The organism is Haloarcula sp. H-hyl6 (genome assembly GCF_056934455.1).
In genome coordinates this window covers 2,357,236-2,383,259 of the sequence record NZ_JBRIIK010000001.1, presented here as the reverse complement: position 1 = coordinate 2,383,259, position 26,024 = coordinate 2,357,236, and the positions used below count along the sequence as shown (strand labels likewise).

29 protein-coding genes and 1 tRNA gene are annotated in these 26,024 nt (G+C 67.4%); 15 read left to right on the top strand and 15 right to left on the bottom strand.

Going from position 1 to position 26,024, the window contains the following annotated elements; genetic code table 11:
- Positions 1–24 precede the first annotated feature (24 nt).
- On the top strand, positions 25–573 hold the full coding sequence (locus Hhyl6_RS12355; protein ID WP_483739490.1) for a peptidylprolyl isomerase: 549 nt from the start codon (positions 25–27) through the stop codon (positions 571–573).
- 13 nt (positions 574–586) lie between these two features.
- Here the strand turns inward: Hhyl6_RS12355 and Hhyl6_RS12350 are convergent, their stop codons facing one another.
- Positions 587–2,944: an amino acid permease gene (locus Hhyl6_RS12350; RefSeq protein WP_483739489.1), complete on the bottom strand. Its 2,358-nt coding sequence runs from the start codon at positions 2,942–2,944 to the stop codon at positions 587–589.
- A gap of 98 nt (positions 2,945–3,042) precedes the next feature.
- Between Hhyl6_RS12350 and Hhyl6_RS12345 the strand changes: the two genes are divergently transcribed.
- The 4 genes from Hhyl6_RS12345 to Hhyl6_RS12330 all read left to right on the top strand — a co-directional run bounded on the left by Hhyl6_RS12345 (position 3,043) and on the right by Hhyl6_RS12330 (position 6,740).
- Positions 3,043–5,406: an amino acid permease gene (locus Hhyl6_RS12345; RefSeq protein WP_483739488.1), complete on the top strand. Its 2,364-nt coding sequence runs from the start codon at positions 3,043–3,045 to the stop codon at positions 5,404–5,406.
- A 46-nt stretch (positions 5,407–5,452) separates the two neighbouring features.
- Positions 5,453–6,229, top strand: a complete 777-nt coding sequence (locus Hhyl6_RS12340; protein ID WP_483739487.1) for an MOSC domain-containing protein — start codon at positions 5,453–5,455, stop codon at positions 6,227–6,229.
- A 44-nt stretch (positions 6,230–6,273) separates the two neighbouring features.
- The gene (locus Hhyl6_RS12335; RefSeq protein ID WP_483739486.1) at positions 6,274–6,615 is read left to right on the top strand and encodes a ferredoxin; all 342 of its coding nucleotides are present in this window, start codon (positions 6,274–6,276) and stop codon (positions 6,613–6,615) included.
- A 40-nt stretch (positions 6,616–6,655) separates the two neighbouring features.
- Positions 6,656–6,740: transfer RNA gene (locus Hhyl6_RS12330), tRNA-Leu, on the top strand.
- Positions 6,741–6,753: 13 nt separating this feature from the next.
- On the opposite strand, the gene Hhyl6_RS12325 is transcribed toward Hhyl6_RS12330, so the two are convergent.
- Positions 6,754–6,855, bottom strand: coding sequence for a zinc ribbon domain-containing protein (locus Hhyl6_RS12325; RefSeq protein ID WP_483739485.1), 102 nt, complete (start codon positions 6,853–6,855; stop codon positions 6,754–6,756).
- Between the two features lie 134 nt (positions 6,856–6,989).
- Between Hhyl6_RS12325 and Hhyl6_RS12320 the strand changes: the two genes are divergently transcribed.
- Positions 6,990–7,502 carry a DUF5813 family protein gene (locus Hhyl6_RS12320; protein WP_483739484.1) on the top strand — a complete coding sequence of 171 codons (513 nt, stop codon included), beginning with the start codon at positions 6,990–6,992 and terminating at the stop codon, positions 7,500–7,502.
- Positions 7,503–7,508: 6 nt separating this feature from the next.
- Here the strand turns inward: Hhyl6_RS12320 and Hhyl6_RS12315 are convergent, their stop codons facing one another.
- From Hhyl6_RS12315 to Hhyl6_RS12305, 3 genes are all read right to left on the bottom strand, one after another.
- A complete protein-coding gene (locus Hhyl6_RS12315; RefSeq protein ID WP_483739483.1) occupies positions 7,509–8,270 on the bottom strand; it encodes a GTP cyclohydrolase III in 762 nt (253 codons plus the stop codon).
- 62 nt (positions 8,271–8,332) lie between these two features.
- A complete protein-coding gene (locus Hhyl6_RS12310; RefSeq protein WP_483739482.1) occupies positions 8,333–8,563 on the bottom strand; it encodes an Lrp/AsnC family transcriptional regulator in 231 nt (76 codons plus the stop codon).
- A gap of 3 nt (positions 8,564–8,566) precedes the next feature.
- Positions 8,567–9,253: a potassium channel family protein gene (locus Hhyl6_RS12305; RefSeq protein WP_483739481.1), complete on the bottom strand. Its 687-nt coding sequence runs from the start codon at positions 9,251–9,253 to the stop codon at positions 8,567–8,569.
- 153 nt (positions 9,254–9,406) lie between these two features.
- Between Hhyl6_RS12305 and Hhyl6_RS12300 the strand changes: the two genes are divergently transcribed.
- Together Hhyl6_RS12300 and Hhyl6_RS12295 are read left to right on the top strand one after the other, a co-directional pair.
- Entirely contained in the window at positions 9,407–9,637 is a 231-nt protein-coding gene (locus tag Hhyl6_RS12300; RefSeq protein WP_483739480.1) for an Lrp/AsnC family transcriptional regulator, read from the top strand.
- 43 nt (positions 9,638–9,680) lie between these two features.
- Positions 9,681–10,001 (top strand): DUF7991 family protein, encoded by a 321-nt coding sequence (locus Hhyl6_RS12295; protein ID WP_483739479.1) that lies wholly within the window; start codon positions 9,681–9,683, stop codon positions 9,999–10,001.
- On the opposite strand, the gene tmk is transcribed toward Hhyl6_RS12295, so the two are convergent.
- Positions 9,998–10,594, bottom strand: coding sequence for a dTMP kinase (gene tmk / locus Hhyl6_RS12290; protein WP_483739478.1), 597 nt, complete (start codon positions 10,592–10,594; stop codon positions 9,998–10,000). The two genes, Hhyl6_RS12295 and tmk, sit on opposite strands and share 4 nt — an antisense overlap.
- Before the next feature lie 132 nt (positions 10,595–10,726).
- On the opposite strand from tmk, the gene Hhyl6_RS12285 reads away from it, so the two are divergent.
- From Hhyl6_RS12285 to cofG, 5 genes are all read left to right on the top strand, one after another.
- Positions 10,727–11,629, top strand: a complete 903-nt coding sequence (locus Hhyl6_RS12285) for a complex I NDUFA9 subunit family protein (RefSeq protein ID WP_483739477.1) — start codon at positions 10,727–10,729, stop codon at positions 11,627–11,629.
- A gap of 218 nt (positions 11,630–11,847) precedes the next feature.
- Entirely contained in the window at positions 11,848–13,029 is a 1,182-nt protein-coding gene (locus tag Hhyl6_RS12280; protein ID WP_483739476.1) for a tubulin/FtsZ family protein, read from the top strand.
- Positions 13,007–13,783 (top strand): hypothetical protein, encoded by a 777-nt coding sequence (locus tag Hhyl6_RS12275; RefSeq protein ID WP_483739710.1) that lies wholly within the window; start codon positions 13,007–13,009, stop codon positions 13,781–13,783. Before Hhyl6_RS12280 ends, Hhyl6_RS12275 begins: the two co-directional genes overlap by 23 nt.
- Positions 13,783–14,388, top strand: coding sequence for a 2-phospho-L-lactate guanylyltransferase (cofC, locus tag Hhyl6_RS12270; protein ID WP_483739475.1), 606 nt, complete (start codon positions 13,783–13,785; stop codon positions 14,386–14,388). The genes Hhyl6_RS12275 and cofC overlap by 1 nt, the downstream gene beginning before the upstream one ends.
- 33 nt (positions 14,389–14,421) lie before the next feature.
- Positions 14,422–15,528: a 7,8-didemethyl-8-hydroxy-5-deazariboflavin synthase subunit CofG gene (gene cofG / locus Hhyl6_RS12265; protein WP_483739474.1), complete on the top strand. Its 1,107-nt coding sequence runs from the start codon at positions 14,422–14,424 to the stop codon at positions 15,526–15,528.
- A gap of 227 nt (positions 15,529–15,755) precedes the next feature.
- Here cofG and cofH read toward each other — a convergent pair whose 3' ends face one another.
- Positions 15,756–17,105: a 7,8-didemethyl-8-hydroxy-5-deazariboflavin synthase subunit CofH gene (gene cofH, locus Hhyl6_RS12260; protein WP_483739473.1), complete on the bottom strand. Its 1,350-nt coding sequence runs from the start codon at positions 17,103–17,105 to the stop codon at positions 15,756–15,758.
- A 71-nt stretch (positions 17,106–17,176) separates the two neighbouring features.
- Complete coding sequence (locus Hhyl6_RS12255; RefSeq protein ID WP_483739472.1) at positions 17,177–18,196, bottom strand: sodium:calcium antiporter; 1,020 nt, start codon at positions 18,194–18,196, stop codon at positions 17,177–17,179.
- A 151-nt stretch (positions 18,197–18,347) separates the two neighbouring features.
- Between Hhyl6_RS12255 and Hhyl6_RS12250 the strand changes: the two genes are divergently transcribed.
- On the top strand, positions 18,348–19,238 hold the full coding sequence (locus Hhyl6_RS12250) for an NAD+ synthase (protein WP_483739471.1): 891 nt from the start codon (positions 18,348–18,350) through the stop codon (positions 19,236–19,238).
- A 35-nt stretch (positions 19,239–19,273) separates the two neighbouring features.
- Positions 19,274–20,308: a phosphoribosylaminoimidazolesuccinocarboxamide synthase gene (locus Hhyl6_RS12245; RefSeq protein ID WP_483739470.1), complete on the top strand. Its 1,035-nt coding sequence runs from the start codon at positions 19,274–19,276 to the stop codon at positions 20,306–20,308.
- A 25-nt stretch (positions 20,309–20,333) separates the two neighbouring features.
- Here Hhyl6_RS12245 and Hhyl6_RS12240 read toward each other — a convergent pair whose 3' ends face one another.
- The 7 genes from Hhyl6_RS12240 to Hhyl6_RS12210 are packed head-to-tail and all read right to left on the bottom strand — an operon-like array spanning position 20,334 to position 26,023.
- On the bottom strand, positions 20,334–21,059 hold the full coding sequence (locus tag Hhyl6_RS12240) for a DUF7289 family protein (protein ID WP_483739469.1): 726 nt from the start codon (positions 21,057–21,059) through the stop codon (positions 20,334–20,336).
- Complete coding sequence (locus Hhyl6_RS12235) at positions 21,056–21,514, bottom strand: DUF7266 family protein (protein WP_483739468.1); 459 nt, start codon at positions 21,512–21,514, stop codon at positions 21,056–21,058. The genes Hhyl6_RS12240 and Hhyl6_RS12235 overlap by 4 nt, the downstream gene beginning before the upstream one ends.
- A complete protein-coding gene (locus Hhyl6_RS12230) occupies positions 21,507–22,490 on the bottom strand; it encodes a hypothetical protein (protein WP_483739467.1) in 984 nt (327 codons plus the stop codon). Before Hhyl6_RS12230 ends, Hhyl6_RS12235 begins: the two co-directional genes overlap by 8 nt.
- Positions 22,478–23,071, bottom strand: coding sequence for a DUF7288 family protein (locus tag Hhyl6_RS12225; protein WP_483739466.1), 594 nt, complete (start codon positions 23,069–23,071; stop codon positions 22,478–22,480). The genes Hhyl6_RS12230 and Hhyl6_RS12225 overlap by 13 nt, the downstream gene beginning before the upstream one ends.
- A gap of 2 nt (positions 23,072–23,073) precedes the next feature.
- Positions 23,074–23,598, bottom strand: coding sequence for a DUF7287 family protein (locus Hhyl6_RS12220; RefSeq protein ID WP_483739465.1), 525 nt, complete (start codon positions 23,596–23,598; stop codon positions 23,074–23,076).
- A 1-nt stretch (position 23,599) separates the two neighbouring features.
- The gene (locus Hhyl6_RS12215; protein WP_483739464.1) at positions 23,600–25,633 is read right to left on the bottom strand and encodes a type II secretion system F family protein; all 2,034 of its coding nucleotides are present in this window, start codon (positions 25,631–25,633) and stop codon (positions 23,600–23,602) included.
- The gene (locus Hhyl6_RS12210; RefSeq protein ID WP_483739463.1) at positions 25,634–26,023 is read right to left on the bottom strand and encodes a P1/P2 acidic ribosomal protein; all 390 of its coding nucleotides are present in this window, start codon (positions 26,021–26,023) and stop codon (positions 25,634–25,636) included.
- Between the last annotated feature and the right edge of the window lies 1 nt (position 26,024).

Sequence of the window (26,024 nt, the reverse complement as noted above, 5' to 3'; positions counted from 1 at the left end):
CCCGATGCATCCGTCCGGCCGGACATGAGCGACCTGACAGCGACGCTCCACACGACGGAGGGCGACATCGAAATCGAACTGTACGACGAGCAGGTCCCGAACACCGTCGAGAACTTCGTCGGCCTCGCGGAGGGCGCGAACGACTACGACGCCACCGACGTCGGCCCCGGCACCGGCGCGTGGGAGGACCCCGAGTCCGGCGAGAAGCGCATCGACCCGCTCTACACGGACATCGAGATTCACCGTATCATCGACGACTTCATGATTCAGATGGGCGACCCGACCGGCACCGGTCGCGGCGGCCCCGGCTACACGTTCGACGACGAGTTCCACGACGACCTGAGCCACGACGGCGCCGGCGTCGTCAGCATGGCCAACCGCGGCCCGAACACCAACGGCTCGCAGTTCTTCATCACGCTGGACGCCCAGCCCCATCTGGACGGGAAACACGCCGTCTTCGGGAGAGTCGTCGACGGGATGGGCGTCGTCGAGGCCATCGGCGACGCCGACACGGACATGAACGACGCGCCGACGAGCCCGATTCTGCTCGAATCCGTCGAGATTCACCGATAGCGGTCGACGACCCTTAGCTCCGCTCGGGAGCGCCGCCGCGCCGCGACCCCCGACGCGGGAACCGCTTTCTGAGGTAGCGAACTATCGGGAACAGCCGTTCGCTCATCCGGTCGGAGACGCCCGTCTCGCTGGCGTACACCAGCACCGGCACGTCCCGCTCCTCGGCCAGCGCGATGACCTCGTCCGGGGTACTGCCGAACAGCGCCTGTCTGAGCCAGCGGTCACGCGAGGCGCCGAGGACGAGGACGCCCCCGTTCTCGGCGGCCGTCTCGACCAACCCGTCCGCGACCGATTCGGCGGCCACGTTGTGTACCTGCGTCGTCTCGACGCCCGAGAGCGCGTCGAGGGTCGTCCCCGGCGCCTCGTCGGTCCCGCGTTCGCCCGAGGAGACGTTGACGATGTGGAGTTCACTGCCCGCTTGCCCCAGCGAGTTCACGAGGGGCAGAAGCGCCTGATGGTGCGGGCCGCCGCCGGCACCGATGTTGATGACCCCGAGGTCGTCCGCGGTGACGGTCTTGTCCGCGAAGAACACGTCACAGGGCGCCTCGCGCTCGACCGTCTCGGTGACGTCCTGGTGGCGTTCGGGGTACCCCATCAGGACGAGGTCGGCCTCGTCGTCCCGGGCCGTCTGGACGATGTCGAAGGCCACGTCCCGGCAGGTGTGCCCTTCGACGGTGTAGTCGACGTCCAGGTCGGCGCTGGCGAGTTCCTCCGCGATACGGTCTGTCCGGGCCGTGGCGGTGTCTTGGACCGTCTCCCACGGCGTCTGGTCGGGAACCTGCGTGACGTTGAGGACGTGGACTAGCGGGTCGTCGTCGGAGGCGGCCGCGAGCGCCGCGCCGAGGCGGGCGTACCGCAACGCCCTGTCCGGTCTGGCGACCGGGATGAGCACCCGGTAGCGACCGGCGTCCGACGTCTCGCCCTCGGCCGCACCGGTCGTCGGCGACTCCGGGACGACCTCTCGCAGGAGGTCTTCCGTCTCCGGCGCACCGCCCCAGACGAGATAGGCCCCGACGAGGCCGAGCGTCAGCAGGAGGCCCACCACGACCCCGATTCGCGGGAGGTTGTAGATGAGGCCTATGTTCGCCAACACACCGATTACCGGGACGACGGGCACGCCGGGGACGCTGAACCCGCGTTCGATGTCCGGGTACTTCCGCCGCGAGAAGATGAGCGCGATGTTGACCACGGCCAGCGGCATGAGGAGGTTCAGCGTGGCGAACCCGGTCAGGGCCGTCAGGCCGAGGTCGGTCAGCGTGAGCGACCCGACGACCGGGAGCGGGACAGTGAGGTCGAACGGCACCAGTCCGCCCTCCGCCGGGAAGACGGCGATGAACAGGACGATGAGCGCGACGATGGTGACCATCGCGGTCATGACGCTCCAGAACGGGGTGCCGTACTCGCGGTGGATGCGGGAGAACCTGCGCGGGGCCTGTCCGCGCCGGCCCATCAGCGACCCGATGGAACTGGCCGCGAGGATGGAGGCGTTCGACGCCGACACCATCGAGAAGATGGCGCCCGCGACGATGAGCGAGCGACCGATTGGCCCGAGGAAGCCGGCCGCGACCTCGCCCATCGCCGTCTCGCCCTGCCGAGCGATGACCTCGGCGGGAACCGGCGAGTTCACCATCGCGACGATGACCAGCGCGTACAGCACCGTCACCGTGACCATGCTGGCCGCGATGGCCCGCGGGACGGTCTTCTGGGGTTCGATTATCTCGCCGGCGCTGGCCGCGATGGCGGAGAACCCGAAGAACGTGATGAACGCGAGCGCGGAGATGGTGAGGATGTCGATGGGGCCGCCGCCGAAGCTACCCGCGAACTTCGTGACCGCCGTCGTCGGGCCGCGGAACGCGAACGCCCCGCCGATGAACGCGAACAGCACCGCCACCTTCGCACCGGTGACGATGAGTTGGAACCCGCCGCTCTCCTCGGTCCCGCGGGCGTTGAGCACGCCGAGCAGGACCGCCGCGATGACCCCGGTCGTCCCGTGCGGGAGGACGTGCAGCGACTCCGGGAGGACGAACTCGAAGAACCACTCGTCCATCGTCGCAAGATAGAACGCCGTCGTCCCGGTGTAGCCCAGAAACAGCGACATCCCGATGCCGTAGGTCAGCAGGTCGCGGTCCTCGAAGGTCCGCGAGCAGAAGAGGTACCCGCCGCCGTTCTCGGAGTAGATAGACGCGAACTCGGAGTAGGCCGCCGCCGTCACACCCGCGATGAGGGCGGCGATGACGAAGGCGACGACGGCGCTAGAGCCGATAGCGGCGACAGCGGTACCGGACAACGAGAAGATACCCGCTGCAATCATCGTCCCGAGACCGATAGCGAATGCAATCTTGAAATCGAGGGTCCGGGTGTGTTCGACCATTCGTCTGGACACGCATTCTCCCACGCGTCACGTAATCCTGTCGCTTGAATTTGCACGGTTGCACCACTATTATCCCGGACCGAAGTGACGTACGGCACGTGAGCCACGAGGGAACCAGCGTCGAGACGGAGATGGACCGAGACATCGGCATCGTCGGAGCCATCGCACTCGGCGTCGGGACGATGATTGCGGCCGGCATCTTCGTGCTGTCGGGTCTCGCCGTCAGCAACGTCGGTGCGATGGCTATCGTCGCGTTCGTCGTCGCCGCCGTCGTCGCCTCCTTCACCGCCTTCGCCTACGCCGAGTTCGCCTCCATCTATCCGGAGTCAGGGGGCGGCTACGCCTACGTCTCGAACACGTTCGACTCCGACCTGACGTACATCGTCGGGTGGTCGATGATTCTCGGCTACCCCGCCAGCGCCGCCTTCTATCTGGCCTCGTTCTCCGATTGGTTCGACCGCTTCATCGTCCCCCTGTTCTCCGAGGGGTTGCAGGAGGCTCTGCCGTTCTGGATTTCCGGGCTGGCCATCCTCGCGCTCCTCGTCGGTCTGAACTTGAAAGGGACAGAGGAGTCCGGACAGTTCCAAATCATCGTCACCGCGCTGAAGGTGGGTCTCATCGTCGTCTTCCTCTACGGCGGCCTCCAGGCGTTCGACGCGACCACCATCCAGCAGTCGGTCGCGGACAACCTGACGAAGTACCGCGACATCGGCCTCACGTCGGCGCTGGTGTTCATCACGTTCTTCGGCTTCGAGGCTATCGCGACCAACGCCGAAGAGATAGAGCGACCGGGCAAGAACATCCCGCGAGCCATCTTCTTCTCGATGGGCTTCGTCACCGTCGTCTACGCGCTGGTCGTCCTCGTGGTGACGCTGGCCATCAACAACCCGGAGTACCTCGACCTCCTCATCGACGTCGTCTCGGGCGTCTCGGACAGCGCCGGCGCGCAGTCGTACATCGCCGAGAACGGGGAACTGGCGATGGGGTACGCCGCCTCGTTCTATCTGGGGAACGTCGGCTTCTACGTCATCATCGTCGGGGCGCTGTTCTCGATGCTGTCGGCGGCCAACGCAACCGTGCTGGCTGGGTCCCGCGTCAAACTGGCGATGAGTCGGCGCGACCACCTCCCCGACCGGTTCGAGAACCTCCACCCACGCTTCAACACGCCGTACTGGTCGGTCCTGTTGACCGGCGGGATGATTACCTTCTTCATCTTCTTCTTCACCGTCCTCCCGAACCTCCTGTTCGGGACGACCACCATCCACACCGGCCTCGTCGCGTTCCACATGGGCATCGAGGCCATCGCGCACTTCGCGGACTTCATGCTGTTGACCGGCCTCATCGTCGTGAACTTCGCCATCGTCCGCTCCCGGCAGAAGTACCCCGACATCGACCGCGGGTTCACGGTGCCGGCGGTGCCCTACGTCCCCATCGTCGCCATCGTCGCGAACCTCGTCCTCATCGTCAACGTCGAACCCGGCGCGTTCGCGCTCGGGTTGGTCGCCGAGGGTATCGGGGTCCTCCTGTGGGTCGGCCTCATCGGGTCGACCTCGGAGGCCGAAATCGAACAGGAGACGCCGACCGTCGTCGAAGAGACGGACACCGACGGCCGTGACTACCAGCTTCTCGTCCCCATCGCGAATCCTGACCACGTCGAGCAGTTGATGCAGACCGCCCGGGACATCGCCGCCGACCACGGTGGCGAGGTCCTCGTCCTCTCGGTGGTGTCGCTGCCCGAACAGACGCCGCTCTCGGAGGGGCGAGCGGCCGCACAGGAGCGTCACGACCTGCTCAGGCAGGCGATGGCCGTCGAGGCCGGCGGCGGCGACGCCGAGGTGCCCGTCCACGGCATCGTCCGTGTGGGCCACCACGTCGACAAGGCCATCACCCACACCGTTGCCCAGCACGGCTCCGACGCCGTCTTGCTCGGGTGGCGCGGCCGCCTCCAGCGACGGCGTGACGTGGTGCTCGGATCGACCGTCGACACCGTCGTCAAAGAGGCAAACTGTGACGTGTTGGTCGAGCGCATCGGGCCGAGAGGCGCGCCCGAGTCCATCCTCCTGCCGACCGCGGGCGGCCCGCACGCCGAGTACGCCGCCGCGGTCGCGCGGGCCATCGCCCACACCACCGGCGCGACGGTCACGACGCTCCGCATCGTCGCGCCCGGCGAGGGGACGCCCGTCGCCTCGGACCACGTACTGGACAAGACGGCGAGACTGCTCGACGACGTGCCGACCGAACAGACGCAGGTAGAGAGCGACGACGTGGCGGCGGCCATCGTCGAGGCGTCGGCGGACCACGACATGACCATCATCGGCGCGACCCGCGAGAGCGTCCTCGAACAACTGGTGTTCGGCGACATCCCCGAGACGGTCGGACAGGAGGCGTCGGGGACCGTCATCATGGCCAAGCGGTCGCTCCCGGTGACCTCGCGGCTCCGACAGTTGCTCAGGCGACTCTGACCCGCGTGGGTAACGGCTATGACGGCGGCGTGCTTCCTCGCGGCCAGTGGCACACATCGAGCGACTCACCGTCTATCCGGTGAAGGCACTGGACGGCCGCGACGTGGAGCAATCGACCGTGCTCTCGGGCGGGACGCTCGCACACGACCGCGAGTTCGCCCTGTTCGACGGCGACGGCGACGTCGTCAACGGGAAGCGGACCGACCGCGTCCACGACGTGCGGACCGACTACGACCCCGCCGAGCGGACGCTCTCGGCCGCCGTGCCGGACGTGGGCAGCGGGCAGTTCGACCTCGACACGGCGGCCGGGCGAGCGGCCGCCGCCGACTGGTTCGGGAACGTGTTCGACCTCGACCTGACGATGGCGCGCGACACCGCGCTCGGGCACGTCGACCGCCGAGAGATGGGGCCGTCCGTCGTCAGCACGGCGACGCTGGAGACGGTGGCCGGGTGGTTCGAGGACGTGACCGTCGACGGGATGCGCCGCCGCCTCCGGGCCAACGTCGAGGTGGGCGGCGTCCCGGCGTTCTGGGAGGACCGATTCGTCGGCGCGGACGCTCCGGCGTTCGAGGCGGGCGGCGTCCGAATCGAGGGCGTCACGCCCTGCGGCCGCTGTGTCGTCCCCGAACGCGACCCGGACACCGGCGAACAGACCCCCGACTTCCGCGAACGGTTCGTCTCCCGCCGGCGGGAGACGTTCCCCGAGTGGGCCGACCGCGACGCCTTCGACCACTTCTACACCCTGATGCTCATTGCGCGCGTCCCCGAGGCCGACCGCGGCGAGACGATAGCCGTCGGCGACGACGTGCGCGTCGTCCAGTAGCGGGAACCGACAGCGGAAAGACGGTCGACCCCTAACCGCCGCCAATGACTGAGGCCGAGGAGCCAGTCGACCCCAGCGAGGTCGGCGAACAGGACGCGCCGCCGGTCGAGGAGAAGCCCTACAAGATAATCTTCGAGGCCAACAAGTGCTTCGGGGCCGGGAAGTGCGCCGAAGTCTCGGACAACTGGTCGCTGGACCTCGACACGGGCATCGCCAAGCCGAAGGCCTACTTCTTCGGCGAGGACGAACTCGACCACAACCTGAAAGCCGCCGATGTGTGCCCGGCCAAGAAGGACCGCGGCGTCATCCACGTCGTCGACCGGCGAACCGACGAGGAAATCGCGCCCGACCCCGACGGCGACGGCACCCTCTCCGTCGACTGGTAACCGAAACCCGTTTTCCCCAGCGGTGTGGAGTGGCGAGTGCGCGAGGGTCGCCTAGCCCGGCCAATGGCGGTGGGCTTAAGACCCGCTCCCGTAGGGGTCCATGGGTTCAAATCCCATCCCTCGCATTCTCCCGCAGACTCAGAGCACGTAGCCGCAGTTCGGGCAGGCGTCGGCGTCGAGTTCGACCGTCGTCTTGCAGTTGCTACAGTAGCCGTCGGCCCCTCGTGGGTCGCCGAACACGCCGGACAGAGGCGGACCGTGGCGTCGTCTTCGCGTGCCGCGTCGCTCCCGCCGGCCGCGAGGACGGCGTGTCTTGTGGCGGGGGAGGTGAGGATACGACGCGCTTTTCCTGCCGAGACGGCTAGAGACGAGCGATGACTGACGTGCCATCGGACGTCGAGAGCGCCTTCGGCGACAGAGACGGGTTCGCCGCCAGCGGCGACGGCTACGCGGTAGAGACGACGCGCTTCAGCGGTCACGTGACCGCGAGCGAGGGCGAGACGTGGGAGACGAACTACGAGGTCACCGTTCGAGCGCCGTCCCTACAGGCCGCGACGGCCGACGACGTCGGGGACGCCGTCGCCGACGGCTGGTTCGAGACGCTGGAGCGCCGCCTCGAAGACGCGCCCATGTCAACCCGCGTGGCGGTCGAACTGGACGAGTACAACGTCGAACGGGACGGCGACGACGTCGTCGTCACCTACCGGTTCAGTCTCGGCGGCGAGCGAGAGGCCGCCGACGTCTCGAAGGCCTTCGTCGAGTACGTCGAAGGGACCTACGTCGAGGGTATCGTCCCCGGCTACGACTACGTCGGCACCGTCGCGGACCTGCTGGACTCGGCGAGCACCGGCGGCAGCGAGGGGACGCGCGGCGGCACGCCGCTGTAGTCCCGCTCAGCGGTTCATCTCGACGTCGGTCCCGGCTTCGCGGCAGGTTTCGAGGGCGTGCTTGGCGGCCATCCCCGCTCCCTGCGCGGTGCGGTCCTGTCCGACGCCGACTTTCAACTCCACGCCCACGGCGTCCTCGACGTGGGAGACGGCGTCGGCGTACTCGGCTTCGTCCATCTCCGGGCACACCGCGATGACGTTGTCGCCGCCCACGAAGAACGAGAGCGCGTCGTGGGCCCGGCGCATATACTGCATGAGTTCGGCGTAGCCCTGCTCTATCTCGATGAACGTGTCGAACTCGTTGAGTTGGTCCGTGTACTTCTCCGTGGCGTCGTCCACGTCGAAGTGTGCGAGTTGGACGTCGCGGTCGGTGCGTTCGACGTCCGAGAGCGGGTCACCGCGGAGCACTTCGGTCCGCGTCTCGTCCTGTGCGGAGCCCTCGTCCTGTAACTGTTCGGTGGCGACTTCGAGCGCCTCGGCGGGCGCGCCGTCGACGGCGACGCTCATGCTGATGGTCACGGGGTAGCGGTTGCGCACCGACTCCTGAATCAGCGAGAGGTCGGCCATCGTGAGGCCGTTGGTGACCGCAATCATGTTGTCGAACCGGGAGAAGAACACGTACCCCTCGCGGTTACCGATGAGTTGAGAGAGGTCCGCGTACAACCGCGATTGCAGCGTCTGGAGGTCCACCTCGCGCCGGGGAGACGGGGTCACCGTCCACGGCCCGTAGTTGTCGATTTGCAGTAGCGTGACTTGCGTACGTGTCACTACCCCTGCTTGGCAACCCGGCTATTCTACTGTTTGGATTTCCGGCGAGGACGTCGGCGGCTCTAGTCCATCGCGATGTAGGTCTGGGTCCCTTCCACGCCGGAGATGGCTTGGATGTGGGTTGCGGCCACGTCCTTTACCTCGGCGGGCGTCGCCACGTCCACCTTCGCGATGAGGTCGACGTCGCCGGCGACGATGTGGGCCTCTACGACCCCCTCGATGGCTTCGATTTCGTCTTTCAGGCGGTCCGCGTCTCCGGTGTGAGCTTTGACCATGACGTAGGCAGTGACCATCTATCAGGCACCTCCGAGTGCAGTCGCGCGGCCGCTCTCGCCGACGACGATGCTGCGGACGTCCGCGAGCGTGTCGAAGTCGGCGAGGACGACCACGTGGTCGCCCAGTTCGAGCGTCTCGTCCGGGTCGGGAATCGTCAGCGGCGCCTCGCCCTTCCCGTGGGCGAGCAGTTCGGCGTTGGCCGGCAGTTCCAGTTCCGAGAGGGAGTAGCCGTTCATCGGCGAGGACTCGGTGATGGTGAACTCCACGAGTTGGAGGTTCTGGGCGATGTCCGCGACGGCGCGGATGTTCCCGCCGAGTAGGGCGTTCTTCGCCGCGATAGCGCCGAGGCGCTCGGGGTAGATGACTTCGTCCACCTCGGAGGCGTAGCGGCGGTAAATCTCCTCGCGGTAGTCCTCGTCGATGCGCATCACCGTCCGACAGCCGTGCTCCTTGGCAATCATGCAGGCGACGAAGTTGTCGTTGAGGTCGCCGGTCAGCGCGCCCAGCGCGTCGGCGGCCTCGAGGTCGGCCCCGTCGAGAATCGTCTCGATGGCGCCGTCGCCCTCGATGACCTCGAAGCCCGCGGTACGCGCTCGCTCGACGGCGCCCTCCTCCTGTTCGATGAGGACGACCTCGTGCCCGCTCTCTTGCAACACGCGTGCGGTCCGGAGGCCGACGCGCCCTGCACCCACGATAACAAATCGCATGTGGGGCCGTACGAGACGGGAGTGAATAAAAGTATCCCGCCGACCGAGGCCAGTCCCGCCGCGCGTTTCGAGCGGCCCGCAACCGAAGGAGAAACTGGCTTCCGGCGGCCGTCCGCGCGAAGCTTTTTGGGCTATGGTATCGCATGTCACAGTATGGTCAGTGCGTTCATCATGATAAAGACCGTCGCGGGCAAGTCCGACGAACTGCTCTCCGCGGTCAGGGAGTCAGAGGGTATCACGGAGGCCCACATCGTCGCCGGCCAGTACGACATCATCGCAGAGGCGACCGGTTCTGAAGTGTACGACGTGATGCAGTCGGTGGCGACCCGAGTACGGAACCTAGAGGGGGTCGCAGACACCCGGACGTACATCTGTCTGGAGTGACCGATTCCGACACGGCAAAGAGCGTCGCCGCCGTAGCGAGGGTATGGTCAGCGTCGTCGGCCTCGTCGGTCTGCTCGTCATCGTGCTGGTCAACAGCGCCGTGACGGCACTCATGACGCGGTTCTTCAGGGTTCGGCTGAACACGCGATGGGGGGGCCTCGTCTACTCGGTCCTCCTCTGCCCGTTCGCCATGTTCGTCCTGTTCATGGTGTTCGGGGTCCTCGGCCTCGGCGGCGGGTTGAATCTCAGCACGAACGTCGCACTGTTGCTGGCAATCGTCGTCCCCCTCGTCGTCGGGATGACCTTCGACTACGTCTGGATGCCTTCGCCCGACGAGGTGGACCTCCCCACCTCGACGAACTAAGCGAGGCGGTCGAGAATCGCGGCCCGAACCCGGTCGTACACCGCGTCTTGCGCGGCCGTCGCGTCGACCCTGACGAACCGGTCGGGGTCCTCGTCGATGAGGCGCTCGTAGTTCGCTCGAACGTCTGCCAGATAGTCTGCCGTCTCGAACTTGTTGGTAGCGCCGCTCCGACGGGCCGCCGTCTCGGGGTCGACGTCCAGATACACCGTCAGGTCCGGCGGCCGGGTCCACGGCGCGTGGACCCGCCGAACGTAGTCGAGGGCGTCCTCGAAGTGGCCCGTCCGGGCGAGCGTCGCCCCCTGATAGGCGTATCGCGAGTCCGAGTAGCGGTCGGAGACGACGAGGCGTCCCTCGGCGAGCGACGGTCTGACGGTGTCCGCGAGGTGGGCGGCGTGGTCGGCGGTGTAGAGGAACAGTTCCGCGAGCGAGTCCGCATCGTCGTCGTCGATGGAGCGCTGGACCGCGTCGCCGTACCAGCTATCGGTCGGTTCGCGGGTGAACGTGGCGTCGGCCGGCACGGCGTCGTCGGCCCGGAGTCGCTCCCGAACCGTCGTCTTGCCACTGCCGTCGAGGCCTTCGAGCGTGACGAGCATATCCCATCGTCGGTGCGGGGGCACGTAAGCACCTCGGAGAGCGGTGCCGACGTCGCCGGAGGCGGGCACCGTGGCCGAAAACCAAACCAGTTGCGCCCTACCTTTACGGTCACTCCGAGCGATAGAAAGTACATGGACGTACTTGTGGTCGGCGGGACCGGCTTCATCGGACAGTATCTGTGTCGGGAACTCGACGACCGAGGCCACGAGGTCACCGCACTGTCGCGGAACCCACACGACGCCGACCTGCCCACCGGCGTCACCCGAAAGGAGGGTGACGTGACCGACTACGACAGCATCGAGGGGGCCTTCGAGGGGAAGGACGCCGTCGTCTTCCTCCCGGCGTTGACGCCGCTGTTCAAACCCGACGGCGGCGACGAGATGCACGAGGTGGTCCACCTCGGCGGCACGGAGAACGCCGTCCGGGCCGCCGAAGAACACGGCGTCTCCCGGTATCTCCAGATGAGCGCGCTGGGCGCGGACCCGAACGGGCCGACCCACTACCTCCGGGCGAAGGGGAAGGCCGAGGAAGTGGTGACGAACTCGGACCTCGACTGGGTCGTCTTCCGGCCCTCCATCGTCTTCGGCGACGGCGACGAGTTCGTCTACTTCACCAAGCGTCTGAAGCAGATATTCGCTCCCGGCGTCCCCCTGTACCCGCTTCCCGGCGGCGGCGAGAAGGCCCACTTCCAACTCATCTGGGTGAAGGATTTCGTCCCGATGCTGGCCGACGCGCTAGAGGGCGACGAACACGTCGGACAGATATACGAAGTCGGCGGCCCGGAGGTGCTGTCCCTGCGGGAGGCGACCGAACTCGTCTACGACGCCGAGGGGAAGTCCATCACCATCGTCCCCCTCCCGATGCCACTGGCGAAAATCGGGCTGCCGGTGCTGGGCAGTCTCGGGTTCCCGATGGGGAGCGACCAGTACGAGGGACTGGACTTCGACAACACCCCCCGGAGCAACGACGTGGACGCCTTCGGCGTCGACCCGAACTCGATGAAGACGTTCGGGTCCTACCTCGGGGTCGAATAGCCGGCTGAATAAGGGGTTTCTCACGCCTAATATCGGATTGTCCGCGTTCGGCATCGCCTCGCAAGCACCCGTACCGGCCATCTACCGGACGGAGCGGTGATAATCACACCCTAACATCAGGCCGTTTTTATTTCTGAGTCTGACTTTCGCTGATGAGATTTGGGCAAAAAACTTATAGGCACAATCCTACTTACCCCTTTTAAGCGGAGAACCATATAATGAAACTCGCGATGATCGGCTTCGGGCAGGCCGGCGGAAAAATCGTGGACAAATTCCTCGAGTACGACCAGAACACGAACTCGGGAATCGTCCGCTCGGCTGTGGCGGTCAACACGGCGAAGGCAGACCTGCTCGGACTTGAACACATTCCGGAGGAGAATCGAGTGCTCATCGGTCAGGCCCGGGTGAAGGGCCACGGCGTGGGCGCAGACAACGAACTCGGCGCGGAAATCGCCGAAGAGGACATCGACGAGATACAGGGCGCTATCGACAACATTCCCGTCCACGAAGTCGACGCCTTCCTCGTCGTCGCCGGCCTCGGTGGGGGAACGGGGTCCGGTGGCTCGCCCGTCATCGCGAAACACCTCAAGCGCATCTACACCGAACCCGTCTACGGACTGGGCGTCCTGCCCGGGAGCGACGAGGGTGGCATCTACACGCTGAACGCCGCCCGGTCGTTCCAGACGTTCGTCCGCGAGGTGGACAACCTGATGGTCTTCGACAACGACGCGTGGCGCAAGACCGGCGAGTCCGTCGAAGGCGGCTACGACCACATCAACGAGGAGATCGTCCGCCGCTTCGGCGTGCTGTTCGGTGCCGGCGAGGTGGAGGCCGGCGACAACATCGCCGAGAGCGTCGTCGACTCCTCCGAGATTATCAACACGCTCGACGGCGGCGGCGTCTCTACCGTCGGCTACGCCTCCGAGGAGGTCGAAGTCTCCTCCGGTGGCGGCGGCCTCCTCTCCCGGTTCAAGGGCGACGACGGCGGCGACGAGGGGATGGACACCGCCAACACGACCAACCGCATCACGTCGCTCGTCCGGAAGGCCGCACTCGGCCGCCTGACGCTCCCCTGCGAAATCGAGGGAGCAGAGCGCGCGCTGCTGGTGATGGCTGGCCCGCCCGAACACCTCAACCGCAAAGGTATCGAACGCGGCCGCAAGTGGCTGGAGGAGCAGACCGGGTCGATGGAGGTCCGCGGCGGGGACTACCCCACCAACGCTCCGAAGGTCGCCGCGTCCATCCTGCTGGCGGGCGTCCACAACGTCCCGCGAATCAAGGAACTCCAGCAGGTCGCAATCGAGGCACAGGACAACATCGACGACATCCGTCAGCAAAGCGAAGATAACTTGGAGAACTTGGTTGAAGACGATGAGGATGAACTCGATCCGCTGTTCTAGGGGTCTCGTCGCCGTCCTCTGCGTCGTCGGACTGCTCGCGTTCGCGGGGACTGCCAGCGCCTTTACCGTCTCTGCAGAGGGCGTCCCCGACGAGTCCGCCGTCGGCGACGAGGTGTCGGTGACCTACACCATCGACGACCCGTTCACGGACACGTCGAACGAGTGGACCCTCGCGGGCGAGACGGACCTCCAGAACGTCAGTTGGACGGTGACGGTCCTGCGCGCCGGGAGTCAGGTCAGTCAGGAGACCTACGGCGACCAGTCGTTCCAGCAGGACCTCGACATCGACAACAACGGCGACCAGGTGCAGGTCGAACTCACCGGGACGACGCCGGCCGTCGAGAACTACACGTACCAACCAGAAGAGCAGTACGTCGTCGCCAACCTCGCCCGCGTGAGCGGGAACAACGAGGAGGAGTTCCAGAACAGCACGGCCCACCACTACACCTCCGACAGCCGTGAGGCGCGACAGGCCATCGACAGCGCCCAGACCGCCATCGACAATGCGGGCGGCAACAGTGACGCCGAGCAACTGGTCGACAGCGCCATCTCCTCGTACGAGAACGGCAACTTCGAGAACGCCGTCAACCTCGCGAATCAGGCGAAGAACACCGCCCAGCAGGCCCAGCAGAGCCAGCAGACGACCCAGACCCTGCTGATGGCCGGCGGCGGCCTCGTCGCCCTCCTCCTGCTCCTCGGTGGGGGCTACTACCTCTACACCCAGACGCAGGGCGACGACTACAGCAAACTGTAATGCGAACCGTCGTCCCCGTCTCGGGGAAAGACCCCAAAACCCGTCTCGCGGACGTTCTCGGACCCGACGAGCGCCGAGAGTTCACGGCGGCGATGCTGTCGGACGTGGTGGCCGCACTCGACGCCGCCGGCCACAGCCCCGAGGTGGTGTCGACGGCACCCGTCGACTGTGACGCCCCCGTGACCGTCGACGACCGGGGGCTGGACGCACTCGTCAACGACCTGCTCTCCGAGGGGCCGCTGGCGGTGGTGATGGCCGACCTGCCGCTCCTCACCGCCGACGCCGTCGACCGCCTGTTCGCGCCCGACGCGGACGTGGTGCTGGCACCGGGATTGGGGGGCGGGACGAACGCGTTCGTCTGTCGCCACCCCGACTTCCGGGTGGACTACCACGGCGCCTCGATTCGTGACCACCGCCGCATCGCCGCCGAGGTAGGTGCGAGCCTCGCCGAGATTGACTCGCGGGTGCTGGCGACGGACGTCGACGAGCCGTCGGACCTCGCCGAAGTGCTGTTGCACGGCGACGGGGCCGCGGCCGACTGGCTCACCGACGCCGGGTTCGAACTGTCCCTCGACGACGGCCGGGTCGGCGTCGCGCGTGAGTGAACCCTTTTGGTCGTCCGGCACACACCCGAGGACGTGATTCCCGGCGCCGAGAAGTACGGTATCGACCTCTCCATCGGTGACGACGCAATCGAGCGCCTGCTGTCGGTGACGCCCGCCGACGTCGACGCCGCCGACGAACTCTCGTACTGTCGGAACGTGTTCGTCCCGCTGACGACCGCCTGTCGCTACACCTGCACCTACTGCACCTACTACGACCCGCCGGGGCAGGCCACGCTGATGACCCCCGAGGAGATACGCGAGACCTGCAAGCGGGGCGCCGACGCCGGGTGTACGGAGGCCCTGTTCACCTTCGGGGACGACCCGGACGACCGCTACACCGAGATGTACGACCAACTGGCCGAGTTGGGTCACGACACTATCCACGAGTACCTCCGAGAGGCCTGCGAGATTGCGCTCGAAGAGGGCCTCCTCCCGCACGCCAACCCCGGCGACCAGACCCGCGAGCAGATGGCGACGGTGGCCGACCTGAACGCCTCGATGGGCGTGATGCTGGAGACGACCGCCGACGTGCAGGCCCACGGCGGCCCGCGGGCGAAGAACCCCGGCCAACGGTTGGCGACGATTCGGACCGCCGGCGAACTCGGCGTCCCGTTCACGACGGGTATCCTCGTCGGCCTCGGTGAGGACTGGCGGGACCGGGCCGAGAGCGTACTCGCCATCCGCGAGATGCACGACCGCTACGGCCACGTACAGGAGGTCATCGTCCAGCCAGTGGTGGAGAACGAGCGGTGGCAGTCCGGGTCGCCGGACCTCGCCACCATGCGCCGCGTGACCGCGATGGCCCGCGCCGGGTTACCCGACGACGTCTCCGTGCAGGTGCCGCCCAACCTCGCGCCGGCCCGCGACCTGACCGACTGCGGCATCGACGACCTCGGCGGCGTCTCCCCGGTGACGGTCGACCACATCAACCCCGAGTACGAGTGGCCCGCACTGCGGGAACTGCGGGCCGTCGCCGAGGCCGCCAGCGTCCCGCTGTCCGAACGGCTCCCGGTGTACGAGCGGTACGCCGACGAGGAGTGGTTGTCGCCGACGATTCGAGCGGCTATCGACGCCGACACCTCCGCAGGTGAGCGGTTCCGGGCGGTACTGGCACGGGGCGAGAACCCCACAGACGCCTGAGCCGCCGGGACTCGGTCGACGGTGGCGGCTCCCCCACAGCGACGCCGGCCGAGGCCACCTAGGCAGCTAGGGTGTAATTATATGGCCGCACGGCCCCCTATCTATATCGTGCCTGGGGCGTGCCTCTGACAGCCAACCCGGGCAAGACGCCGTCTCGGGCCAGTCGTGGCCGCGGCCGCGGCTGGTCTGCTTCTGCCGTCTGACCGCTTCTCGAGTGACGACTGCGCTCAGTCGAGCAAGGGCGTGCCGTCGGCCCGCGGGCCGAGTTCCGGCCCGACCACGTCGGCGTCGGCGTCGACGACCCGACGCTGTTCGTAGTCCGTCGACCGCTCGACGGGCGTCCGGCCGATGGCGCTAATCATGTCGGCGTACTCGCGGACCGACCGGAACTCCCCGTAGCCGCCGCCGGCCCGTTTGGTAATCTCCTCGGAGAGGATGGTGCCCATGAAGTCGTCGGCGCCGCAAGTGAGCATCTTCAGGCCGCGGGCGTCGCCGTACTTCACCCACGAGGACTGGATGTGGTCGATATTGTCGAGGAAGAGCCGCGAGACGGCTATCATCAGTTCGTCCTCGTCCGGGCTCGCGCCCCCGCTGACCATCCCGCGGTCGGCCAGCGGCGTCTCCTCGTGGACGAACGAGAGCGGGACGAACTCCGTGATGGCGCCGGTCCGGTCCTGGAGGTCACGGACTCGCTGGAGGTGGAGGACGCGGTGTTTCGCGTTCTCGACGTGGCCGTACATGATGGTCGCGGTCATGTCGAGGCCGACGCTCGCGGCGGCCTCCATCGCCTCGACCCACTCGCCGCTGTCTATCTTCCCGGGGCAGATGACGTCTCGCACCTCGTCGACGAGAATCTCGGCGGCCGTCCCGGGGACGCTGTCGAGGCCGGCGTCCTGCAGGCGTTCGAACACCTCCTCGTAGGCCCAGTCGGTCCCCCGCCGGGCGTGATAGGCCTCCTCGGGGGTCATCGAGTGGACGTGGACGCCGCCGACGTCCATCGCTCGCAACTGCTCGCAGTAGGTACCCGGGTCCACGTCGTACTCGCTGGCCGGGCGGTAGTTCAGGTCACCCCGGTCGCTCGCCTCCAGAATCTCTATATGTTCGTCGTCCAGCGCCAGCGCCGGGTGAAGCCCGGAGACGGACGTGACCTCGTAGATGCCGCGGTCGACGGCGTCGCGGACGATGTCGCGGGACTCCGCGGGCGTCTTGGTGAACCCGCCGTGGTCCTCCTGATAGCTGCTGCGGAACTGCTCGGAGCGGTCCTTGAAGTTACAGAACAGACAGCCCGTGTTGCAGGCCGTCGTCACGTTGTTGTTGAGGTTGGCGACGAACGTCACCTCGTCGCCGACCACCTCGGCGCGGCGCCGGTCGGCGGCCTCTAGAACGAGTTCCTTCCGCCGTCGGTCGATGCCGTCGTGGTCGGTTCCGGTAGTGATGAGTTCGACGCCGTCGGCGACGGAGAGTCGTCCCCCGTCGCGGGCCTTCGCGAGTGCGTTCTCGAAGGACTGGTCGGTCACCGGCCGGTGAGCGAAGTCGAACTCTCCGTCGGTGTTCGCGGCGTCGAAGGCGTCCGGCATTGGCCAATCGAACGGGAACGACGGGCAAAAACGTGTGGGTGTGGGTCAGCGACGGGTGTTTCCGATGGCCGCTAGCCCGACGGCAACACGCCCGTCACCGCCCCCACCGTCTCGGCGACCACCCACGCGACGAACGTGACGTAGGCCCCCAGCAGCGCGTAGGCTTCCCCCTTACTCAACGCGAGGTCGGTCCGTAGCGCGGTGAACAGCAGGATGGTCGCCAGCGTGAGGACGCCGAACATCGGCACCGCCATGGCGAAGTCGACGGTCCACGCGCCGACGAGGAGGACGCCGGCCGGGATGGCGACCAACAGGTCGAACGTGTTCGACCCGAGGACGTTCGCCAGCGACGTGACCCCCCGGTCGTCCCGGGCCGCGCGGACGCTGACCAGCGTGTCGGGGAGACTGGTCGCCCCGGCGAGGATGGTCACGCCGAGCAAGAACTCGTCGGCCCCGGCCGCCCGGCCGATGACCGACACCGAGTGGACGAGGTTCTCGACGGCGACGAGGATGACCGCCAACCCCGCGAGGAGGTAACCCCACTGGCGGCCGGCGGCGATGCCCTCGGCCTCGCTCCCGTCCGTCTCGTGGTCGGCCGTGTCCTGATACTGGATGAAGACGTACAGGCCGTACAGCGCCAGCGGCATCGCCGCCAGCGGTCGGGTGACGACGCCCGAGAGCGCGGCCTCCCCCGGGTAGTAGATGACTGCGAGGGCGAACGTGATGAGCAACACCGACACCGCGAGCATGTAGAACTGGGCCTCCTTGTACACCAGCGAGCGGTTCGACTCGATGTCGTCGTCGGTGGCGATGCCGGCGACGGCCGGAATCACGAGGACGTTGAAGATAGCCGACCCGACGATTGCGCCGACGCCCAGCGGCATCGACCCGCCCAGCGCCGCGACGACGACGGTGGCGAGTTCGGGGAAACTCGACCCGACGGCGACGATTATCGCCCCCTGCACCACGTCCGGCAGGCCGTAGTACGCCGCCAACCGTTCGCTCGCCGCCTCTAGCCACTCGCTTCCCTTCCATATCGCCACCGTCGCGGCGAGGACGATGCCCACCTCCACCGACAGGTTCGCGGCCATGTGCTCGTCGGTGGTCGTGACGGGCCAAAGTGGTTCCCTTCCGGTCCGGGCCCGCTAGCACCACCTGTGATTCCCTCAAGTGTTTAAGGAGTAGTCGTATATGCCGCCGTTCGCCTCGTTTCGAACACAATCGCAGTACGAACGCCCAACGATGACAGACCAACGGCAGTATTCAGACAGTACCGTCCAACCCTCTATCGACGACCCGGCCGCCGTCGAATCGGCGGTCCTCGCGTTCATCCGCGGGCGGGTCCGGGCCGCAGACGCCGACGGCGTCGTCGTCGCCATGAGTGGTGGCCTCGACTCGACGGTGACGGCGACGCTCGCCGCGGAAGCCCTCGGCCCCGACCGGGTACTCGGCCTCGCCATGCCCTGCCACAAGACGGACGCGACGGCCGCGATGGAGGCCGAAACCGTAGCCGACCACCTCGGCATCGCGTTCGAACGCGTCCAACTCCGACCGCTCCTCCACCAGTTCGACCAGACCGTCGCGCCGGTGCTCGACCCGCCCGAGGCGAGCGCCGACGCGCCGACCGCGGACCGAGCGGTCGGCAACGCCGTCGCCCGGTTCCGCATGACCTGTGCGTACTACGCCGCCAACCGGACGAACCGCCTCGTCGCCGGGACCGCCAACCGCTCGGAACTCCTGCTCGGCTACGTCACGAAGTACGGCGACGGCGGGGCCGACCTGCTTCCCCTCGGCGACCTCTACAAGACCGAGGTCCGGGAACTCGCCCGTCACCTCGGTCTCCCCGACGTCGTGGTCGAGAAGACGCCGACCGCGGGCTTTCGGGCGGGCCAGACGGACGCCGCCGACCTCGGTGCGACCTACGACGTCGTGGACTCGCTGTTGTGGCGTGTCGTCGAGCGGGGAGAGCCAGTCGATAGCGCGGCCGAGGCGGTGGGCGTCGGCCCCGACACCGCCGCCCGCCTCGTCTCGATGTGCACCGAGACTGGTCACAAGCGGTCGACGCCGCCGACGCCGGGCATCGGAGACCGACTCCGGCGGCCGCTCTCGTCAGATGCTCCGCGCCCCGAGTGAGAAACGTCTTTGTCCCCGCCCGCAAAGCGCCGCCAATGACGAGCGTCAAGGAGTTCCGCATCGACGAGGCGGCGACGGCCACGGACCTCGGCCGCGGCGCGTTCGTGTTCACGGACGACTACTCGGTGTTCGACTGGGGGAAGATGCCCGACCAGATTCCCGACAAGGGCGCCTCGCTGTGTACGATGGGCGCGTTCAACTTCCAGTTGCTGGAGGAGAACCACATCCCGACCCACTACGAGGGCGTCCGCGTCGGCGACAGCGACGACGTACTCGACCTCGGTGAGGCGCTCTCGACGGGCCACGCACCCGAGGAGATGGTCATCTCGCTGACGCAGGTGCCGGACCTGCCCTTCGAAGACGGGGAGTACGACTACGAGGCCTACCACGACGCGGCCGGGCAAAACTACCTCATCCCGCTCGAAATCGTCTTCCGGAACCGCGTCCCGGTCGGGTCGTCGCTCCGCAAGCGGACCGACCCCGAAGACCACGGCCTCGATTTCGAGACGTGGCCCGACGAGGCCGTGGACCTCGAGGAGCCTATCGTGGAGTTCTCCACGAAGTACGAGGAACAGGACAGCTACCTCGACCGCGAGGACGCTGACCGCATCGCCGGCGAGGCCAGCGTCGACCAGCTAGAGGAACTGGCGCTCGCGGTCGACCACGTCGTCACCGACCAGGCGGCCGACGCCGACCTCGTCCACGAGGACGGGAAGATAGAGTGCCTCTACCACGAGGGCCAGATTCGCGTCGCCGACGTCGTCGGCACGTTCGACGAGAACCGCTTCTCCTACGACGGCCAGCAGGTCTCGAAGGAGGTCATCCGCCAGTACCACAAGCGCACCCAACCCGAGTGGGTCGAGGCCGTCTCCGCGGCCAAAGCGCAGGCCACCGAGGAGGACATCGCCGACTGGAAGTCCCTGTGCGACGTCGACCCGGAACCGCTGGACGAACGGGTCGTCATGGCCGCTCGGGACCTCTACTGCGCCGGGACGAACGCCTACGTCGGCGGCGACGTCTTCGACGCTCCGTCGCTGTCCGCCGCCGTCGACGCCGTCCGGGACCTCTGAGGGACGACCCGACGAATCCCGTTTCTCAGTCGTCGAGGCGCACGTCCACGTCGGTCACCGAAACCGTCGTCTCGTCGGTGGTGACCACGCACGAGACGGTGTCGCTCCCGACCGACGTACAACTCGTCTGCGGACGGTCGTCCAGATACCGGCCCCACGCCTCGTGCCGCGGACTGGTCACGTTGAGGTAGACGTCGTCGCCCGCCGTGTCGGTCGCCGCGACGGTGGTTCCGTTCCGCGTCGTCCGGACGCTGGCGGTGGTTCGTCCGCCGACTGACGTCGCCGCCACCGGTCGCGTGCGGACGAACTGGAACCGCGCGTAGTCGGCCGTGACGAGCAGTCCCGGCCGCCTGACCATCACCTGTCCGGGGCCGTCGTCGCGGACGACGGCGCCGTTCGAGTAGACGACCTGCGTGCCGTCCCCGGCGTCTAGCACGAGCGGCCGGGTCTCGACGGTACGCCGGAAGCCGTCCGCCGGTACGCGGACCTCGAACGTCTCGGTGTCCCCGACCGACAGCGACACGCCGTCGAGTTTCACCGTCGTCGTCCGACTCGGGACCCCGTCGGTGACGACGTCGTCCACGTTGGCCGCGAGCACCTCGAACGACCGCGCGCCGTTGGTGACTCGTTCGTCGTCACGGACGTCTTCGAGGGCCGCGAAGCCGCCGACGCTGACGATGCCGACCATCACGAGGACGGTCCCGAAGATGACGACGAACCCGATGCTCGTGCTCTGGCCGCGGTCGGTCATGCGCTCACCTCCAGCGTGTCGGTGCTCCCGTCGTACGTCACGACGAGGGTCCCGCCGTCCACTGTCGTCTCCTGAACGGCCGTCTCCGTCTTGAGGTGGACGGCGACGGACGTCTCCGCGACGTCGCTCTCGAGGACGAGGCGATACCGGTAGAAATCTCCCGTATCCGCCTGCTCCTCGATGGTGATTCGGTACTGCCCGCTGGCGACTCGGTCCGGCAGGGCCGCCGTCGTCGTGACCGTATCGGGCGTGTCCGCCGCCCGGACCATGCTGTCGGCCGTCGTCAGTTCCGTGGCGAGGCGGTTCCCGAGCACCGATAGCTCGGAGTGGACGGCGCGGTCGCGCTCGTTCTCGACGAGCGAGACGGACACCGACAGCAGGGTGACGACGAGGAGGAGCGTAATCCCCAGCGTCAGGACGTAGCCGAGGGCGGTGGATGCGGCGCGGTCACGCATCGGCATCACCCGCCAGCACGGTCGTCTCGGTGGCGTACTCCACGGTCGGCGTCTCGTAGGTGACGCGAATCGACGCGCTGTAGATGCGCTCGTTCACGTACGGGTCGCCGCTCGCGGCGGTCCCGTAGTCGCCGTCCTCGACGGCGCTCCGCGTCTCGTCGACGGTCATCGTGTAGTTGCCGGCGGCGTTCGACCCCCAGCGGTAGGCGAGGTCGTAGGAACTCCCCACGTCGTCGAACCCCGTCACCTGCGGACAGGGGGTCCCCTCGACGGACCCGTTCGATAAGTCGACGACGGCGTACCCGTCGGTCCCCGCCGAGACGGAGCAGGCGGGCAGGAGCGAGCCGCCCGTGTCAGCGACTCTGACGACCACGTCGCCGCTCTTGCGGTAGACGAACAGCCGCCACACGTCGGCCCCGTCGGTCACGTCGAGGCGGAACACGTGGGCGTCGCGCAACGCACTGACGCTCCCGTCGGACCCGGGGGCGACGAGCGCGCTCTCGGAGACGTTCAATCGCGCGTCGCGAGTGCCGGAGACGCCGGTGGCGAGCGTCCAGTTGTTCGCCCCCGACGCGTTCGTCATCGAGCGCGTGGAGACGTTCTGGACGATTCGGGTGCCCTCGGTCGTCCCCGTGACCGAGACGGTCGCCCGGCCTCCACGTCTCGCCGCGTAGCCGTCGGCGCTCTCGCTCCAGTCGGCGACGCCCTCGTTCAGTTCGGTCTGGAGCGTCGTGTAGTCGGTAGCGTTGTGGCGGTTGACGTAGGCGAGGGTGCCGTCGGCGCCGTCGGCCGCCGCCGCAGAGAAGGCGATTGCGTCCCGCCTGTCGTCGCCGTGGTCGGCGACCATCGTCTGGGAGTACGCCGACGCGTTCAGCACCAGCGCGAGCGTCACGAACAGGACTGCGATGCCGAACGTCGTCACGAGCAGTACCTGCCCGCGGTCGGCCGTCTCCTCCGGACGGCTCAGGTCGACCACAGCACCACCTCCACCGTGACGACGTTGTAGACCCCGCTGTCGGGGGCGCTGTCGGGCGCGTAGAACGGCGCTTCGGTCAGCGTCTGGTCGCTCGGTACCTCCGCCGGCGTGTAGAGGACGTCGTCGTCGTAGAGCGTGAGGAACGTCGAGACCCTGACGGCGTCGTCACTGGGCGTCCCGCTGTCGACGACGGACTCCGTCTCCGTCGCCCCGGACGGTCGCCGGTAGCGGACGTTCACGTTGTAGGCGACCCCGTCGGCACCGAAACTCCGGTTGAGTCGGGCGCCGAAGTCGGTCGGGAGCGCACCGTTGGAGTACGCCGACTCGTACGGTTCGAGGCCGTGGAACGTGCCCGTGGAGTTGTTCCAGTACAGCACCGTCCGCCGGAGCGACCCGTCGTCGACGGCGGCGTCTAGGACCCCGGTTCCGACCCGTTCGAGTTGCTGCTGCTGGGGTTCGCTCGCGGTGCTCGCGGTCTGTGGCGTCACGGCCGTCGCCTGTAGCGCGAAGACGACGGCGCCCAGCAAGAGTATCGAGGCGACGAACGCTTCGAGCGTGTACGCTTGCCCGCGTGCCGGCATCGTCACCACACCTCCACCCGCAACACCGCGTCCGTCCCGTCGAGCGTGACGTGTCGCCGCGCCGTGGCGATATCCTCGCCGCCCGAGTCTGACGGCGGTCCCACCGCGAGCGGCGACCCGCCGGTCGAACACGACACCACGGCGTCGCCGTCGGCGCACAGTATCTCGCGGCCGGGGCCGCCCGCGACGTCTCGCCGGAGCGTGACGTTGACGCCGTACCGCTCGCCGATGCCGACCTGGTCGGTCAGGGGCGCGCTCGTGTCGAAGGTCGCACAGGGGTTCGACCCGCTCTGATTGAAGAACCAGAACGCGCAGGTGTTGAGCGTGGCCGTCTCGGGGCCGCCGAGGTGGAACTCGACGAGTTGTGACCCGACTCTGTCGGCGACCAGCGCCGTCTCCTGTCCCCCTTCGGTCGGCGCGAGCAGACCCGGGACGAACAGGAGGACGAACCCCACGACCACGAAGAACACCGCCATCCCGGTCAGGAAGTCGATGGGCATCTGCGCCCGCGTCGTCTCCGGTGCCATCTCACCCCACCACCGTCCAGACGGCGAGCGACAGCACCAGCAGGACCACGACGAACTTCGCGCCCGCTCGGAGGGTCGCGTCCCGCAGATAGCCCGCGATGAGTCCCGCGGACACCGCCTGTATCGTCACGGCGTGGAAGAACATCAGCGAGAGCAGGTCGGCGTCCACGCCGGCCAGTGACATCCCCGACCCGGTCCGAGTCGCCTGCCCGGCGCCGAACTCGGCCATGACGTCGATGAACTGCACCTTCAACAGCGCCATCACGCCCAGCAGGGTCACGTACGTCATCAGCACGATGGCGACCTGCATCAGCGTCCGGGAGCGGCGCTCTCGCTCCAAGTCGTCCTGCACCTCGCTGGCCTTCGCGGCCGTCGACAGCACCTCCGAGATGTGACTGGACGCCTCCTGTGCCTTCGTGATGAGCTTCACCGTGCGCGCCAGCCGCGGGATGTGGTACTTGTTGTTGAACTCGATGAGCGACTCCTTGAGGCGCATCCCGTAGTTGACCTTCCGGTAGATGATGCGGAACTCGTCGGCGAGTTTGTCCGAGGACGTCTCCGAGACGGTCTTGATGGATTCGAGGGTCGTCGCCCCCGTGTCGTTGACCGTCGAGAGTTTCAGCAGGGTGTCCGAGAGGTTCCCGACGAGCGCGCGGCGAGCGTAGCGGTCCCACTCGTGGAACACCGCCAGCGGCGTCACCACGAGGAACAGCGGCACGTAACAGTAGAGGACCGTCGCCCACACCGGCTGTGCGACGACGCCGCTCCACGAGAGCGGGGCCGCCCCGGTCAGGGCCGCGACGCCGACGACGGTAGCGGCCGCCGGGACGGTGACGGCGAACGTGTAGAGCGGGTGTTCCCGGAAGAACAGGTGCGGGTTCCGCAACAGGTCCGCCGTCTCCTGCAAGCCCTTCTTGCGCTCGATGCGGTCGAAGATGCGGTACGTGCCGGTAAAGGAGGTGATGAACCCGAGGTCGCCGAGGCCGGACCGGCCCTGCGTGTCGAGCCACTCGCTTCGCTCGCGCGGCCGGATGTACCCGTCGCCGAACTCGTCCTGCTTGACCGTCGTGACCAACACGAGGAACGCCGCGGCGATGAGCGGAATCAGCACGTAGACGGTGACGTACAGCATCAGTTCCGAGGCGTTCCCCAGCATGTTCATGATGACGAGGATGATGACGAGCAACAGGGGGAACAGCGAGAGCGTGATGTACATCTCCCCGAGCAGTTCCAGCACGTCGAGAGTCCGCTGTTGCTCCTGTTTGGCCGTCCGGAGGTACTTGTGCTTCTTGTCGTCGAGGAACGACGTCATGTCCCCGCCGCTGTTGATGACCGCCAGCATGTCGACGAAGAACTCCCGGAGTTCGTCGCTCGGGGTCTGTTCTAGCTGGTTCCGAATCGCCGTCCGGTAGTCCGTATCGAGCGAGTTCGTCTCGCGGACGATGGCCTGAAACTCCTGTGACACCTCGCCGTAGGTGTCCTCCGCCTTCGCCATCGCCTCCAGCAGTTCGAGCTGGTCGAGGCCGCCGATGGAGAGGGCGTACATGAACGACACCGAGTCCGACAGGAGCATGTTTATCTCCCGGCGGCGGGCGCTCGCGCGAGCGTACGGAATCGCGAGGAGACTCCCCGAACCGACGGCGAACCCGAGGCCACCGACGACGAACCCGAGAGTGACGACGAGGAACGGGACGCGGAGCGAGCGGACGAGCGTGACGAGAGCACTGTTCTCGGGGAGCGGGACGCCGAGCAACGGGCCCGACAGGATGCCGACGGCGGCGAGCAGGTAGCCGAGGCCGATGCCGACGAACCACAGCGCGACGCCCGTGACGAGGCCGACGCCGATGGCGCGAGAGAGGTACATCTCGACGCTCACCGGCATCCGTGCCTGTGCGAGTTTCTCCTCGACGGCGGCGACGAACGGGTCGTCGTCCTCGAAGACGTAGTCGTAGACCGGGTAGAACGCGTTGCCGAGGCTGTCGGCGCTCCCTTCGAAGGTGCGGGCCGTCGGCCGGTCGCCGGTCTCGGTACTCATCTACGCCCCCGTATCGTCCGCGGACTCCGTGTCGTCGGAGTCGCGCGATATCTCGTCGTCCTCGTCGGCGGTGCCGTCCTCGCCGGTGGACTCGTCCGCCTCGCCCTCGAACAGGGCGTCGAGCGACCCGGACTCGTCGGCCGAATCGGCCGTCTCGCCGGGTTCGAGTGCCCCGTCGTCCGGGCCGGTCACCGCGAGTTCGGCCTCGCCCGCGGACATCGTCTTGGCTTTCGTCGCGGCGAGGTCCACGTCTTCGAGGGCCGCGACCACGGCCTTGATGCGGGACGTGGTGACTGTCGCGCCCGCCGAGTCGAGGACGGCGGTCAGGTTCGATTCGTTGATTTCCGCGCCAGTTTCGTGCAGGATGAGTGCTGCGTAAACGTGTTCCATG

Coding starts and splice junctions, on each gene's coding strand:
- Hhyl6_RS12300 (WP_483739480.1), top strand. CDS start 9,407: ATGGTCAGTGCGTTCATCATGATAAAGACCGTCGCGGGCAAGTCCGAC.
- Hhyl6_RS12350 (WP_483739489.1), bottom strand. CDS start 2,944: ATGGTCGAACACACCCGGACCCTCGATTTCAAGATTGCATTCGCTATC.
- Hhyl6_RS12240 (WP_483739469.1), bottom strand. CDS start 21,059: ATGACCGACCGCGGCCAGAGCACGAGCATCGGGTTCGTCGTCATCTTC.
- cofC (WP_483739475.1), top strand. CDS start 13,783: ATGCGAACCGTCGTCCCCGTCTCGGGGAAAGACCCCAAAACCCGTCTC.
- Hhyl6_RS12255 (WP_483739472.1), bottom strand. CDS start 18,196: ATGGCCGCGAACCTGTCGGTGGAGGTGGGCATCGTCCTCGCCGCGACG.
- Hhyl6_RS12220 (WP_483739465.1), bottom strand. CDS start 23,598: ATGGCACCGGAGACGACGCGGGCGCAGATGCCCATCGACTTCCTGACC.
- Hhyl6_RS12310 (WP_483739482.1), bottom strand. CDS start 8,563: ATGGTCACTGCCTACGTCATGGTCAAAGCTCACACCGGAGACGCGGAC.
- Hhyl6_RS12215 (WP_483739464.1), bottom strand. CDS start 25,633: ATGAGTACCGAGACCGGCGACCGGCCGACGGCCCGCACCTTCGAAGGG.
- Hhyl6_RS12250 (WP_483739471.1), top strand. CDS start 18,348: ATGACAGACCAACGGCAGTATTCAGACAGTACCGTCCAACCCTCTATC.
- Hhyl6_RS12235 (WP_483739468.1), bottom strand. CDS start 21,514: ATGCGTGACCGCGCCGCATCCACCGCCCTCGGCTACGTCCTGACGCTG.
- Hhyl6_RS12285 (WP_483739477.1), top strand. CDS start 10,727: ATGGACGTACTTGTGGTCGGCGGGACCGGCTTCATCGGACAGTATCTG.
- Hhyl6_RS12335 (WP_483739486.1), top strand. CDS start 6,274: ATGACTGAGGCCGAGGAGCCAGTCGACCCCAGCGAGGTCGGCGAACAG.
- Hhyl6_RS12320 (WP_483739484.1), top strand. CDS start 6,990: ATGACTGACGTGCCATCGGACGTCGAGAGCGCCTTCGGCGACAGAGAC.
- Hhyl6_RS12305 (WP_483739481.1), bottom strand. CDS start 9,253: ATGCGATTTGTTATCGTGGGTGCAGGGCGCGTCGGCCTCCGGACCGCA.
- Hhyl6_RS12210 (WP_483739463.1), bottom strand. CDS start 26,023: ATGGAACACGTTTACGCAGCACTCATCCTGCACGAAACTGGCGCGGAA.
- Hhyl6_RS12225 (WP_483739466.1), bottom strand. CDS start 23,071: ATGCCGGCACGCGGGCAAGCGTACACGCTCGAAGCGTTCGTCGCCTCG.
- Hhyl6_RS12275 (WP_483739710.1), top strand. CDS start 13,007: ATGAACTCGATCCGCTGTTCTAGGGGTCTCGTCGCCGTCCTCTGCGTC.
- tmk (WP_483739478.1), bottom strand. CDS start 10,594: ATGCTCGTCACGCTCGAAGGCCTCGACGGCAGTGGCAAGACGACGGTT.
- Hhyl6_RS12245 (WP_483739470.1), top strand. CDS start 19,274: ATGACGAGCGTCAAGGAGTTCCGCATCGACGAGGCGGCGACGGCCACG.
- cofH (WP_483739473.1), bottom strand. CDS start 17,105: ATGCCGGACGCCTTCGACGCCGCGAACACCGACGGAGAGTTCGACTTC.
- Hhyl6_RS12295 (WP_483739479.1), top strand. CDS start 9,681: ATGGTCAGCGTCGTCGGCCTCGTCGGTCTGCTCGTCATCGTGCTGGTC.
- Hhyl6_RS12280 (WP_483739476.1), top strand. CDS start 11,848: ATGAAACTCGCGATGATCGGCTTCGGGCAGGCCGGCGGAAAAATCGTG.
- Hhyl6_RS12355 (WP_483739490.1), top strand. CDS start 25: ATGAGCGACCTGACAGCGACGCTCCACACGACGGAGGGCGACATCGAA.